Below are 14,100 nucleotides of genomic sequence, written 5' to 3' on the forward strand. Positions count from 1 at the left end.
GAATAATGCGATGAAATATGTACGGTTACTTCAGGATTTAACAAGAGAAGACCTACCGTTGGTTGGCGGAAAAGGGGCTAACTTAGGTGAATTAGTTTTAGCAGGAATGAAAGTACCCCAGGGTTTTGTTCTGACCGTTGAAGGATACCGTCGTTGTATAACGAATGTCCATTTACCGAAGGTGAACTTCAAGGACTTACCAGCTTTAGAAAATGTAACATCGAAGATTCGAATGGAAATAGAAAATGCTAACTTGCCTGATGAGGTCACGATTGAAGTCCTTGAAGCTTATGGGAGAATGGGAAGCCCTAAGGTTGCCGTTCGTTCCTCCGCTACGGCTGAAGATTTACCCGGTGCAAGTTTTGCAGGTCAACAAGAAACTTATCTAAATATCCAAGGGGAAAGTGCAGTTCTTGATGCTATAAAAAAATGCTGGGCTTCACTTTGGGCGCCCCGAGCAGTGCAGTATCGTTCCTTGCAAGGATTTGGAGAGAGCGATGTCGCTCTTGCTGTTATCATTCAGAAAATGGCACCCCATGAAATTTCGGGAGTAGTCTTTACCGTTAATCCTCTTTCAAATGATCAAAGTGAACTGATCATAAATGCGACCCACGGTGTCGGGGAGGCGTTGGTTCAAGGAGAAATCATTCCGGATCAATGGATTGCCAGACGTCCTGACGGTGCAGCGCTTAAATTTACTCCTGCTCCAAAAAACGGACAATCGCCTTCATCTTTCATTCGTACACAGCGCCTTGCCCGAGGATGTTTGACCTCCCAACAGGTTCGTGAGTTGGCCAGTTTATGTCTTAAGATAGAAGAGCATTTTAATGGAGTACCTCAAGATATCGAGTGGAGCTATGGCTTAGGAGAGTTTTACATACTTCAAAGCAGACCTATTACCACCTTAAATAACAACCCGCAGAGAATATAACCTCGTAGGTGTAACGATAAAAGAGGAATATGGGAGGGGAAAAAATGAGTGTTCAAGAAACAGAAAAACTCATTTTGAACATCGGTCCACAGCATCCCAGTATGCACGGTTTACTCCGTGCTTTAGCTTACTTGGAGGGAGAAACAGTTACCCATTTGGAATTTAAATTGGGATATCTGCATCGGGGGATAGAAAAGCTGGCTGAAAACCGAACCTATGCGCAATTTGTTCCTTATACAGATCGGTTGGATTACCTTGCAGCCCCGCATAATAACTGGGCATATGTTCAAACGGTGGAAAAGCTTATGGGGATCGAAGTTCCCGAACGTGCGGAATACCTTAGAGTTATATTTGGCGAACTTTCACGAATAGTAAGCCACCAGGTTATGATCGCAAGTCAAGCTTTGGATATGGCTGGATATACGGCATGGATGTATATTTTCCGTGACCGCGAACGTATTTTGGATTTGTATGAGATGACTGCTGGAAGCCGGTTAACAGTTAATGCTATGCGTATCGGAGGCATGAGTGCAGAGCCACCAGCAGAGTTTTGGTCAGCGCTAAAATCCTTTTTGGACGATACACCAGAAATGATTGAGGAATATTACAACATTTTTTTGGGAAATGAGATTGCCCAAGCTCGAATGAAAAGCGTGGGCATTTTACCAAAGGAACTTGCGGAGGATTACTTGGTTACAGGACCTGTTCTACGGGCATCTGGAGTAAACTATGATGTTCGTAAAGCAGAACCGTATAGCATCTATGATCGTTTTGATTTTGGAGTTCCGGTACGAACAGGCTGCGATTGCTATGATCGGACAATAATTCGGCTGGATGAAATAATAGAAAGCGTCAAGATCATTAGACAAGCGATCCGTAATATTCCGGAAGGCCCGATAATGGCTAAAGTACCAAAAGTCATTAAACCTCCAGTGGGTGAAGTTTATCATCGGGTTGAGAATCCCAAAGGAGAATTAGGTTTTTATATCGGCAGTGATGGCTCGACCAAACCATCACGGGTACGAATCCGGACGGGTGCATTTATTAACTTGCAAATAATTCCCGTTCTTTCTATTGGGCAGAAAATACAAGATGTTTTTATGACGTTGGCGACACTTGATGCCGTATTAGGTGAAGTTGATAAGTAATATAAAAAATATAGAGAAATAGAGGGGACCAGTAAACAAGTCTCAGTGGGTCAATGTCTTTAGGGGAACTCGTGGTAGAAAAGGGATACAAGCAGAGTATGGGGTGTAGGCTAAAGGTATGGCGATTGCTTCATATCCCCAATTTTCTGATACACAGATTTATTTTGTATTTGTTACTTATCATTCGACCAACTTCCAGTTATCTATATATTGTAAACACAAAATATTTGGAATAGGCATTAATTAAATCTGTTGCGCATTCTTCTTATGTTGTGCAATTGGCCAGAACAGATTAAAAGAAGTGTTCCATAAATGGTAAAAATTGAGATTGGTCCTTTATGATAGCTGCGGCACAGGCCAAGGTTAACAATCAGGACTAATCAGAGCCGACTACGAACACTATAGAGTAGAGCAAAAGTGCAAACTACTTTAATAAGATTGTTAAACATCAGCGTAACTGTGAAGGGATATTTAGGAGCTATTATGGATTACATAAATTTAATAGAGAATACCATTAAACATATCGAAAAGAATCTGGAAGAAGAATTGACGTTAGATGTTCTTTCACAGAGGTTTTACTTATCCAAATACTATTTCCATCGGATTTTCACAGCGGTAATGGGTTGTTCATTAAATGAATACATTAATCAAAGACGCCTTAATAAAGCGCTTATCTATGTAATTGAAACTTCTGATTCTATGGCAAACATTGCCTATAGACTAAAATTCGGATCTCAAGCTTCCTTTACTCGGGCTTTTAAAGATAACTATGGTTTCCCACCAGGTCAGGTACGCAAAGGAGCAGCGGAAATAAAGCCCACACCTGTTCCTCCTGTCCTTAAGAGGGCTATGAAGAATTTTAATAGCGAGGTAGTAACGGATTTTACATTTGTAGAAAAAGAACAACAAGTTTTAGTAGGATTCTACATGAATGTTGATCTATCGAATCAAGATATCCAACAGATTGTGAACAGCCAAGCTGAAGCTTTTTTACAATCCGTAAAACCCAAAGGTCAATATAGTGCTTTTGCGGTTTATTTTAAAAGGGCCGCTGAAGAGGAAAGCGAATGTATTCGTGCTTTCTTTGGAATTGACTTAAAAGTAGAAGATCAAAATTTGAAGTGGCCAACATTCAAACTCCCTGCCACGCTCTATGCAAAATTTCGATATAAAGGTGATTTATTGTATATAGGGGATACTGTTGTTCAAGATCTAAAACGATGGATGAATACAGCTAAAATTAAAATGGTTGAAACCGAGATATTTTTTATACAAGCTTACGATCAAGAGTATCAAGAAAGCAACTTATCTAATTTATATTTACCAATTCGAGCAATACCGCAAGAAATGTAAAGAATTCATCCCTTATACCACCTATACTTATGCTTAAGAATAGGAGGTAGGGAATATGAAGATTGTGGCATATAACGGAAGTCCAAAAGGCAAGAGGAGTACAACTCATCTGATGTTAGAAGAAGTTCTAAAAGGTGCTCAGGAAAAAGGAGCAGAGGTTGTTAACTACACACTTTCAGAGAAAAATATTCACCATTGCACAGGATGTTTTCACTGTTGGTATGTGGAGAAGAACAAGTGTATTTTAAAAGATGATATGGAAGATGCCATATCTCATTTTCAGGATCTGGATATACTCATACTTGGTACACCACTTTACTTTGATAATGTATCCGGAATGATGAAGGTATTCTTGGATCGATGTATCGCCTACGGTTCATACTTTATTGAAAAAGATGAGCATGGAGAAAGCAAACACATTGATGCATATAAGGAAAAACACAAAGGTAAACAGGCCCCCCGAATTGTTGTAATCAGTAATGGAGGATTTTCAGAACAAAGTCAGTTTCAAGCTTTAGAATTTATGATGGAGCGAATGGCAAGAAATATGAGTTCGGAAGTTATTGCAAAGATTTTCAGAGGACAGGGACCACTTTTGACTTTAGAAAATGAACAACTTAAGCCGGTTATTGATAATTATCGGGGATTGCTTCGACAAGCAGGGAGAGAAATAGCAACACAGTGGAGTATTAGTAAACAAACACAATTAAAATTAGATGCTCCGCTTATACCTGTAGACGTATATAATAAAAAAATTAATAGTCGATAAGAAATTTTCAACGGACAAGGGGATTGGACATTATGGTTTAAGTTACATTATGTCTATAATTGGAAGTTAAATTGTTGAGAATTACCAATGGTGTTACTTTGCTATGAAGAATGCGCTTTTTAGGGCTTGTCTTTCCTGGCCCTTGCCTCGTATTACTATTTATAAACTACCCATAAAATTGCCTTAAATATTTTTTGAAATACTATTGACAAAAATTTGATTATTGCTAGAATAATGAATATCAAGCAAATGGAAGAAAATCTTATATCCAAGTTGAAAGGTAAAACTTAAATTTCAATAAGTTATTAATTAATAAAGTCGGCTTTTAGCCGATTTTATTTTTTGCTCCGTTACCTCACTCGACGGTGGAAAGAGAAGCAGTCCTTCAGTCCCAAATAAAGAACAAGAGCAATCCAGACCTTGCAAGGTAGGGGTTGCTCTTGTTCTTTATTTCGGGTTGAAACTGGGTGATGCCCAGTTCGTCAACTCGAATTTTTTATTTAACTAGGGTGAGGAAGGTAAAGGCTGTGGTATCTTAAGTGAACAGCCAAAATGAAAATGAAAGAAGGGTTAAGCATGTTATTCTTTGTTAAAAGCGAATTGACACAATTACCTCCGTTCCCACCTCAACAGGTCAAAGAAATTATGGTACAAGGGTGGGAAAAAGTCATTAACTATCAGAAACAGGGGAAGATTTTGGCACAAGGGATGTTTGCCGGTAGAAAAGGTGGTTGTGTTATTTGGGATGTTGAGTCCGTTGAGGAACTCCATAAATTATTATCCCGATCTCCTATATTTCCTTTTCTTGAGACAGAGATTACTCCCTTAATCAGTATTGAAAATGCTCTGGAGTCCGAAAAATTGGCATTAGAAGCAAATAAACATTAAAAAATAAATTTTCGATTTAATATAGCAGGTCCTCACCCTAGATTCATCTTGAAAAGGCCCCTCATATGGGGCCTTTTCTTTATTTCATTCTTCATGTGTCATAAGATTAGTTTTTTCATTTAAGTCAAAGAAAGAAGGGAAATACAATTGAATAATCGGCTAAACCATGTGCTAAGTTTTTTTGAAAATCAACTCCCTGCTCATTACGGCTGCCTTCAACCAAGATATACACAGGTACAAACTGCAGTTTCAATTGCTGGAATACTTTCATCTCACTCAAAGACAAATACGCTTATTGTACATGCTCCTGTAGGAACAGGTAAGACTTTTGCCGCACTAGTCCCTTCTCTTTATGACGGTAAACGACTTATTTATGCTACATCATCATTGAACCTCCAAGCTCAATTAAAGAATCAAGAATTGAATTATCTCCATCAACATGGTTTACTTGGTCGGTACGTCGTAGCTAAGGGAGTAAGCAATTACCTTTGCCCGAAAAGAATTGAACAAGCTTTATTAGAGGATGAACTACGGAAATCTTTGATTTCCTTTGGATTTGATGCTTTAGAAGGGGATCGGCTTGAGTTCGAGCAGCATTTCGGTCCAATCCAGGATAACCGGTGGAATAGGGTTAAACTTCAGACTCATAATGAATGCCTTTTTTGCAACAGAAAATTAACCTGTCCTACGGGTATTCATCGTAGTAAATTTAATCACCCAAGTATTGATGTTGTGGTTACTAATCATAACCAATTACTTCAGTCCGTTATTAATGTTACTGACGGTTATACCCCGATCATCGACTTTCGAACATCCGGCGGTGGTATTATTATTATAGATGAAGCTCACGATTTCCAGGATGCTGCCTTAGATCAGTTGAGTGAGAAATTATCGATGAGTATGCTGCTAAATGCAATAAACCAGGTACGTAATGAGAGGGCAGAAGTCTCACGTACTTTTGACATCCTACTAGATTCTATGAAATATCTTCAACAGGACTTAGACATTAGTCGGGGAAGGCATCCCATTCCTGAAGATGGACTTAAGGCATTAAAAAATCTTAATGTTCTATTCAAAAGAATACTCTCTCAATTGGTTTCTGCTCGAATTTCTGAGAATCCTATGTTTCGCAGGTCTCAAACAAAGTCAAGACTAGAACAAACTGCTGATATTATTGACAAGATTTTAGATAAGGAAAATTACACTTCTTGGATTGAACTTGACCAGAAAAATGATGTAGACATAACCGTCGTTGGCAACTCATTCCGAAGGGACATTAGATCCCTGATAAACAGTATGGGCACATATAACAAGATGGTATTCATGTCTGGGACACTTGCGGTCCAGGGCTCTTTTAGCTCGGTTATTTATGATTGGGGCGGGCCGCCCTCGGCCAGTGATACATTAGAATTGCTCACTGAATTCGATTATTTTAATCAGGCCATACTTTATGTTCCCCAACATATACCTGATCCCATTGACAGTACAAATAAGCAATACCCTGCTTACTGCAAAGTATTAGGTAATGAAATTATAAAACTAATCAAAGTAGCCGGTGGCCGTACCCTAATATTATGCACTTCTCATAAGCAGCTGGACCTTTTGTATTACCAAATTAAGCCGCATCTTGATACTATGGGTATTACATTATTAAAGCAAGGATCTAAAAGCACTGAACTCCTTTCTGAGGATTTTAAGCATGATGAGACGAGCGTACTTATTGGGAGCGGTACCTTTTTCGCTGGCTTATCTATACCAGGAAAATCTCTCATTTCAGTTATACTTTGTCGCCTACCGTTTCCTACTTACAATGATCCCTTTATAGACCTCATAGCAGAGGACATGAGCAAAAGCGAAATTATGAATGATATCCTTATCCCCCGGATGCTTATTCGCTTGCAGCAAGCAGGTGGTCGTCTAATTCGTACAATTGAGGATTTTGGCTGTTTTACTATATTGGACCCCAGAGTTTGTAATAGAAGCTACTCGGAACGAGTTATGAAATTGCTGCTTGATTCAGGTTATAGGTTTTCACGAGATTTTACTGAAGTGGAAGACTTTCTAAGAAAGCGTATGAATGAAACTGGTTTTGCCAAATATCAACCTTATACGAGAGATAAGTTACAAATACCGTCCATACTTACTGTTCCTGATAGACCTTATGAAAGGCAAGTTTCGAAGAAAGAAACTTATCAGTCAGAAACTCCAAATGGCATAACTCCGGAGCAGCTTGCTTATTATACTGATGCTAGGCAAAAAGCAGGAATTAGGTCCAAAAAGTTGCGATCTTTTTCAGAACCGTACAGCTTGTTTGTTTACTTGGTTAAACTGGATCAGGACAAAAAACTAAATCTAAACGTCGTAGGAACTTTTCCCTATGCTAATGAGCAACAGGAACACAATTTTATTGCTCGGCAAAAACGGTTCAAGCGACCGGATAATAGTGTTAAGATAAGTTGGCTATCTCGAAAAGAGATCGCGGATAGATATGAGACACATACGCGTAAACGCAGTTAGAAGAGGTATTTAGCCAATTTGAGCAGCTTTATTTTGGTAACGATAGCTGGCAATATTTTAGACATTTTTGTAAAATGCAGCTTCTAATTATGATGTTCTTAAGGCTAATAGTGCTTGGCTCGATTCTTACATCTACGATGATTCTTCGGTCAGGAAATTAGAAGCCCTGAGATTTCTTAAAGAACTGAATGACAGAGGCATAATTATGGGTTATTGCGCTTACTGGTCTAAGGAAGGCGGTTGCATTATTGAATGGGAGAAATGTCCTGTTAATTGTAAAGAACATAGATGCCGGGAATGGATTAACGAAGAGGATGAAATTGAGGGTCAATAGCATGAAGCATAATTCTAATTATCCATTGCTATGAGGCATTAGTAGCAATATGTGAAGTAATATAATTTAGATAAGTTTTTGAGAGGAGGAAACTTAAACGAAAAGTAAGAAAATGCTGATTGCAATATCTTCTTTAATTCTTGCCATAAGTGGCATTTTGATTTGGTGGAGTGCTCCTTCCTCAATAATTAACATATCTCCGTCGGAGGTTTCTAAAGTTGAGATTTTTAATGGTACGACAGGGAAATCTATTATGATTACTAAAGAAACCGAAATTAGACATATTATAGAAAACCTAAATACTGTATCTCTTAAAAAAGAGAAAATCTCATTAGGCTATATGGGATATTATTTTAGGGCAACGATTTATAAACTTAATGGTAATGTATATAAGAAATTCATAATTAACTCGAATACTACCATCCGAAAAGACCTATTTTTCTATAGAGACAGTTCAGCAAGTATTGATTTTGATTATATTCAGCAGTTGTTTAGGAACGCGAATACCCTGTAGTAAGTTTGAACAGATATTACATTAACGGTTACAAGAAGTGTTCCATAACAGTAAAAAATGAGATTGTTCCTTCATGATAGTCGCAGCTCAGGCAACTGTGAGCAATAAGAAGTAATAAATTTCAGCAACGAATTGTATGAAAATGGCTCTCAGAGCCTTGTAAGTCAAGACTTTGAGAGCTTATGTGCAAAGAAGTATGGGTACTGTCTTTTGACGAATTTTAGAGACAGTACCCAATTTTTATTTATTATGGCTTTCTTTTTTTATGTTCGACATAAATAATGCTTGTAGCTTGAATTTTAAAATGTTAGATTAAAATCATTAAAACTTATCAAGGAGTTTTGTTATGATTAATATTGCAAATTACATAGAACGAATTACAGCAAAACCCGTTTTTATTGTCCTCAAAAAGCTTCTTATTTTAGGGATTGGAGCCTTCATTTCCGCCATATCCTATAATGAGCTAGTGATTCCGTACAATCTTTTATCCGGTGGGATAAACGGTATAGCATTAATTACGCAGTATTTGTTTGGATTTCCTGTATACATTGTGATGTTTCTCCTAAACGTTCCTGTTTTCATCTGGGGCTTAAAAAGCCTTAAAAAGGAATTTTTGATTTATAGTTTTATCGGCAACGTCTTTCTTAATATTGCTATTCTATTAACGAAAGGACTTTTTCCAATTCCCCATGTTGATATCTTTTTAGCATCCATTTTCTCTGGCGTTGTAGGGGCGATTGGCGGGGGCATCGTTTTAAAATCAGGTATGTCCCTTGGTGGTTTAGATATTGTAGGTATGGTCTTAAAAAAGAAAAAGAATATTTCCATTGGCTCGGTATCTTTCTACTTTAATGTATTCGTAATCGCCTTGTCCCTTATGTTTTTTGATTTAAAGATTGCTTTATATACTATTATTAGTATGTGGGTTGGGAGCAAGGTTACCGATTCTGTTCTCGATGGCCTCAATCGAGATAAATCAGTTATCATCATTTCAGAGTATCATGAGGAAATTGCTAAACGAATTCTGGAAGAAATGGGTCGGGGTGTCACCTATCTTCGAGGCGAAGGCGGCTTTTCTCATGGAGAAAAGCGAATTATTAATTGTATTGTGAATCATTACGAAATAGCCCAGCTTAAGGGGATTGTTAATAAAATAGACACATTCGCTTTTATGTATATCACAGAGGTCATTGAAGTTGCTGGCAAAGGATTTACGTTAAGCGAAAATAAATAGAGGTTTATAAACTAGTGACCGCAAGAGAGTTTTTAAAGGGGTTCCATTTTGGAGTTGTAAACTAAAAAACGCAGGATTTTAACAGATTTTTAACATACCCATGATGCCCTGGTAAAACTACAAACTTACAATCAAGCTCTTCCGAAATATGTTTGATGTTTCGAAAAGCCAAGTATGTTATTCTTGTGCGTATATCCATGCTGCGATGATAAGCTTATCTTTGTTTACTCTTTAATTCTTTAAGATTATGAATATATTCTGTCACTGGAATAAGTTCTTGATTTATGAGGTAGTCGGTACAAGAAATGTCCCATAATGGTAGAAAATGAGATAGGGCCTTTTTGATTGCTGCAGCTCAGGCCAAGGCTAACAATTAAAGACCAATCTTAGAAATAAAATAATCGTATAAGCATAGATTAGAAGCGTGATAGAATGAGCATTTTGACACAATAATTATAAAAAAAAGGGTATTGGAACTTAATCTATTTTGATTTAAGTTCAATACCCTTATTTTTTTAAAAGATGCATTCTGACAATAAATAAAATGACTAAAACAAATAACTTGGAATTAATTTCAGGTGGAGAAATAAGAATTTTTATGTTTTTCTATAATTGTAACTGTTAATTTGTTTTACGATTTATCGAAATATGTTGAAACGGGAGGAATAAGGTGAAAGTAAAACAGTTTGCCAAAAAAATTTCAATCGTCATAGCCTTAATGATGATGTTTTCGAGTTTCGCGAATGCCCCTGTTTTAGCAGATACAAATCCTTTAAGTCTAACGAATGTTTTTATTTTGCCTGGACCGAATCAAGCGGATAATCTATTCAATGGTTCGAATATTACCATGAATAAACCGGTACTTCAATTGTGGTTTAATCAATCCATTGATCCCATAACGGCTGCCTCATCGACCATTACGTTTACGGACTCGACAGGCGGCGGGATAACAATTATCGGAATATCCGTGGAATCTAACAGAATAACACTAACGTTGCCTCAACTTGGACCTGGAACTTACTCATTAAATGTTTCTGGAGTAAAGAATTACACCGATACCTCTACATTGACGGGTTATACGATGTCGCTTAATGCGATAATCCCGAGACCTCAACAGGAACATCTATTTAGCGCAGGAGGGTTTCATACCGTTTGGATTGTTCCTTATGATGGTGTGAAAGCATCAGGGAATAATAATTATGGGCAACTTGGTGATAGTACAACGGTATCACGTTCCTTGCCTGTTACCGTTAAGAATTTATCCTACTCTGTTTTGGATGTTTCGGCAGGCGGTACTCATAACCTTGCGCTTACTGATAACCAGACGGTGATGGCATGGGGAGATAACCGAAAAGGGCAGCTTGGTATTGGTTCGAATGCAAATAGTTCCGTTCCTGTTGATGTCCCTGGATTAAAAAATATTGTTGCTATTTCAGCGGGTTATGATTTTAGTCTGGCACTTAAGAATGACGGAACAGTCTATTCGTTTGGAAGCAATCAGTTTAATCAGCTAGGAGATAACGTAACAGGGAGTCGCAATACTCCCGCGCAAATTCCGGGATTAAACGGTATTATCGCGATTGCAGCGGGTGGTACCCATGCGGTAGCATTGCGCTTCGACGGAAGCGTTTATTCGTGGGGCAGCGATAGTAGAGGAGAACTTGGCGATGGCAGATCAACGTCGAGCTATAAACCTGTAATGATCGCTTCATTAAACAATGTTACTGCTATTGCGGCTGGATTAATGCACAGCTTAGCGTTAACAGCGGATCATAGTGTCTATGCGTGGGGAGATGACTCGTTTGGTCAACTGGGAGACCAAAAAACTTCCGGATATAGTAATGTACCAATAAAGGTTCAAGGATTTACAAACGGTTATGGAATTGCTGCTGGATATAACTCTAGCTTTGTAATTTCCAATCAAAATGCTACGTTTGGATTTGGTGATAACTCTACGAATCAGATTAACAACTCGTCGGTTGAGAAATTGTCCTCTCCAGCATTGCTCAATTTTAAAGCTGCATATATCTCTGCAGGATGGGGTCACACCGTATCTCGTGGATTTAATGGAAGTGATCTAAGCGCGGACACCTGGAGCTGGGGGTATAACCAATTTGGGCAAACCGGTAATGGCTTGACTGAACATTCACTGAACCCGGTAAGACCATATTTAAGTCGTGATCCTGCGTTTTTCCGTCTCTATGGGACTGATCGATTTAAAACTGCGGTTTCGGTTTCAAATGAAGGATGGGATTATGGAGCAAAAACTGTAGTTCTAGCAAGGGCAGATAATTTTCCGGATGCCCTCGCAGGAACCCCGTTAGCTTATGGATTAAATGCGCCGATATTATTAACGGATGCGGCAACGTTGTCTAGTGACACCGAAAATGAAATTGATCGTTTAGCTCCGCAAGATATTATTATCCTAGGGAAGGAAGGGGCAATATCATCTTCAATCGAAGAAACGCTTAAGAAGAATTACAATGTAACTCGATTAGGCGGCCAAGATCGTTATGAAACAGCCGCGCCATTGCACAATATATGAAGGATCATAATTTGATTTCGGGAAATAAAGCGGTCATAGCTTATGGTGAGAATTTCCCAGACGCATTAGCCGTGTCCTCGATTGCTGCCCATGAGCATATACCTATTTTATTAACCGATAAAGTCGTATTACCTGATTCGACCAGCCAAGAATTAAAGACGCTTGGCATGACCCAGACTATCATCGTAGGCGGCACTGGAGCGGTGGGGACAACGGTTGAGAGCAGTCTTCCGATGCCCACACGGTTCTCAGGAAGTGACCGTTACGCAACAGCAATTGCTATTGCCAATGGTATGGGCGTTGATCCTAATCTCGTCTATTTGGCTACAGGAAATAACTTCCCAGATGCACTTGCGGGTTCAGTTCTTGCGGCAAGAACCAACAGTCCTATTATCTTAGTAGATTCAAGTTTAAGTGTTGATGCAGGAAAATGGCTTTGGGATCATTCACGAGATGTAAAAGAGTTCTATGTACTAGGGGGTTCAGGTGTAGTTTCAGATTCTGTTTTGCAAAGCGCTTATCGCCAAATCAGTAACTAATGATTTAAAGCTATCTCGTCAATCACTGTTAAAGCAAAATTAAATCTTATATAATCTTTGCCCTGTACTTTAAAAAAAGAGGTACAGGGCAAATGCGTTTTTATCATAGGCAGGATTCTTCTTTAGTTACCCGTTAGAATTTGTCCGCGATTTATAATATAATGAAATTAAATAGCTTTAAAATATCTGCGGATGAGATAGGGGGGGTTATTATGACTGAAAATATTCGTGAACGAACAGAACGTGAGGAGTGGGAGCGCTTATCTCCCTTTGCGGTAAAGAGTGGGGAGGCAACGCGTGAACGGCAGGAGGAAGAATGTTCAATTCGGACCAAGTTTCAACGGGACCGGGATCGAATTTTACATAGTAAACCCTTTCGACGGCTTAAACATAAGACCCAAGTATATATTGCGCCTACCGGAGACCATTATCGAACGCGGATGACCCATAGCTTAGAAGTCTCCCAAATTTGCCGGACGATTGGTCGCGGGCTTAGACTGAATGAAGATCTGATTGAGGCTATTGCTCTTGGACATGATGTCGGGCATACGCCGTTTGGACACGTGGGTGAAGAGGCTATACGAAAAATTATCGGACATTTTGAGCATAATGAGCAGTCCGTACGAGTTTTAACCATGTTGACCGGTAACGGCAAGGGATTGAATCTGACCGCACCTGTTTTAGATGGAGTTCTTAACCATACGGGACCCGGTATTCCTTATACCTTAGAAGGTCAGATCGTTAAAACGGGCGATCGTATTGCCTATCTTTGTCATGATTATGACGATGCGCTTCGTGCAGGTTTACTTAACCCCAGTGATTTGCCGGAGGAGGTCCGCCTCGTTTTAGGACATACCCCGAGTCAGATGATTTCAACCATGGTCACAGATATGATTGAAAGCTCTCAGGGTAAGGATAAAATACATCAATCAGAACGTGTTCATAAAGCGATGCAGGAATTTCGCCGGTTTATGTTTACCCAAGTTTATAACAGCTCTGCCTTGAAAGAGGAACGGCGTAAAGGTGAGTATGTTGTGCAAGCTTTATACTATTATTATCTTGAACATCTTGATTTGCTGCCGAATGAGTATTTAGCTTGGGATGAAGGAGAAAGATCACGTGCCGTTGTAGACTATATCTCTGGCCTTACCGATAACTATGCCATTGATCAGTTTGAGAATTATTTTGTTCCGCATCATTAAAGAGATCTTAATGTGAGAGAATGTTCTCATCTTGAGAGGCTGACAGATTAACTAAGGATAGCTGACGTATCATTTTGATAAATCAGCTATCCTTAGTTTTTTATTTCAGTTGATATGAATAGGCTT

Annotated in this window: 10 protein-coding genes; all 10 read left to right on the top strand. The window is 38.8% G+C overall.

The genetic code is table 11. The annotated features are described in order from the left end of the window. The first annotated feature begins 10 nt into the window (after nucleotides 1-10). Entirely contained in the window at nucleotides 11-931 is a 921-nt protein-coding gene (locus ACHOLT_RS07155; RefSeq protein ID WP_425807924.1) for a PEP/pyruvate-binding domain-containing protein, read from the top strand. Nucleotides 932-975: 44 nt separating this feature from the next. Beyond that, complete coding sequence (locus ACHOLT_RS07160; RefSeq protein WP_425806845.1) at nucleotides 976-2,079, top strand: NADH-quinone oxidoreductase subunit D; 1,104 nt, start codon at nucleotides 976-978, stop codon at nucleotides 2,077-2,079. Between the two features lie 483 nt (nucleotides 2,080-2,562). Beyond that, complete coding sequence (locus ACHOLT_RS07165; RefSeq protein WP_425806846.1) at nucleotides 2,563-3,432, top strand: AraC family transcriptional regulator; 870 nt, start codon at nucleotides 2,563-2,565, stop codon at nucleotides 3,430-3,432. Nucleotides 3,433-3,487: 55 nt separating this feature from the next. Then, the gene (locus tag ACHOLT_RS07170; protein WP_425806847.1) at nucleotides 3,488-4,201 is read left to right on the top strand and encodes a flavodoxin family protein; all 714 of its coding nucleotides are present in this window, start codon (nucleotides 3,488-3,490) and stop codon (nucleotides 4,199-4,201) included. Nucleotides 4,202-4,753: 552 nt separating this feature from the next. Next, nucleotides 4,754-5,089, top strand: coding sequence for a muconolactone Delta-isomerase (locus ACHOLT_RS07175; protein ID WP_425806848.1), 336 nt, complete (start codon nucleotides 4,754-4,756; stop codon nucleotides 5,087-5,089). 147 nt (nucleotides 5,090-5,236) lie between these two features. Then, complete coding sequence (locus tag ACHOLT_RS07180; protein WP_425806850.1) at nucleotides 5,237-7,606, top strand: ATP-dependent DNA helicase; 2,370 nt, start codon at nucleotides 5,237-5,239, stop codon at nucleotides 7,604-7,606. A gap of 1,194 nt (nucleotides 7,607-8,800) precedes the next feature. Next, complete coding sequence (locus tag ACHOLT_RS07185; protein ID WP_425806852.1) at nucleotides 8,801-9,688, top strand: YitT family protein; 888 nt, start codon at nucleotides 8,801-8,803, stop codon at nucleotides 9,686-9,688. Between the two features lie 670 nt (nucleotides 9,689-10,358). Continuing rightward, nucleotides 10,359-12,233, top strand: a complete 1,875-nt coding sequence (locus tag ACHOLT_RS07190; protein ID WP_425806853.1) for a cell wall-binding repeat-containing protein — start codon at nucleotides 10,359-10,361, stop codon at nucleotides 12,231-12,233. Next, nucleotides 12,230-12,772 carry a cell wall-binding repeat-containing protein gene (locus ACHOLT_RS07195; protein WP_425806855.1) on the top strand — a complete coding sequence of 181 codons (543 nt, stop codon included), beginning with the start codon at nucleotides 12,230-12,232 and terminating at the stop codon, nucleotides 12,770-12,772. The genes ACHOLT_RS07190 and ACHOLT_RS07195 overlap by 4 nt, the downstream gene beginning before the upstream one ends. 212 nt (nucleotides 12,773-12,984) lie before the next feature. Next, on the top strand, nucleotides 12,985-13,974 hold the full coding sequence (locus ACHOLT_RS07200) for a deoxyguanosinetriphosphate triphosphohydrolase (RefSeq protein WP_425806857.1): 990 nt from the start codon (nucleotides 12,985-12,987) through the stop codon (nucleotides 13,972-13,974). Nucleotides 13,975-14,100: the final 126 nt, after the last annotated feature.

Origin of the sequence: Desulfitobacterium nosdiversum (assembly GCF_049860565.1) — a bacterium.
GTDB lineage: Bacteria > Bacillota > Desulfitobacteriia > Desulfitobacteriales > Desulfitobacteriaceae > Desulfitobacterium_A > Desulfitobacterium_A nosdiversum.

What these genes read in the sequence shown, in the direction of transcription:
- ACHOLT_RS07200 (WP_425806857.1), top strand. Translation starts at nt 12,985, where the DNA reads ATGACTGAAAATATTCGTGAACGAACAGAACGTGAGGAGTGGGAGCGC.
- ACHOLT_RS07195 (WP_425806855.1), top strand. Translation starts at nt 12,230, where the DNA reads ATGAAGGATCATAATTTGATTTCGGGAAATAAAGCGGTCATAGCTTAT.
- ACHOLT_RS07155 (WP_425807924.1), top strand. Translation starts at nt 11, where the DNA reads ATGAAATATGTACGGTTACTTCAGGATTTAACAAGAGAAGACCTACCG.
- ACHOLT_RS07160 (WP_425806845.1), top strand. Translation starts at nt 976, where the DNA reads ATGAGTGTTCAAGAAACAGAAAAACTCATTTTGAACATCGGTCCACAG.
- ACHOLT_RS07170 (WP_425806847.1), top strand. Translation starts at nt 3,488, where the DNA reads ATGAAGATTGTGGCATATAACGGAAGTCCAAAAGGCAAGAGGAGTACA.
- ACHOLT_RS07185 (WP_425806852.1), top strand. Translation starts at nt 8,801, where the DNA reads ATGATTAATATTGCAAATTACATAGAACGAATTACAGCAAAACCCGTT.
- ACHOLT_RS07165 (WP_425806846.1), top strand. Translation starts at nt 2,563, where the DNA reads ATGGATTACATAAATTTAATAGAGAATACCATTAAACATATCGAAAAG.
- ACHOLT_RS07175 (WP_425806848.1), top strand. Translation starts at nt 4,754, where the DNA reads ATGAAAATGAAAGAAGGGTTAAGCATGTTATTCTTTGTTAAAAGCGAA.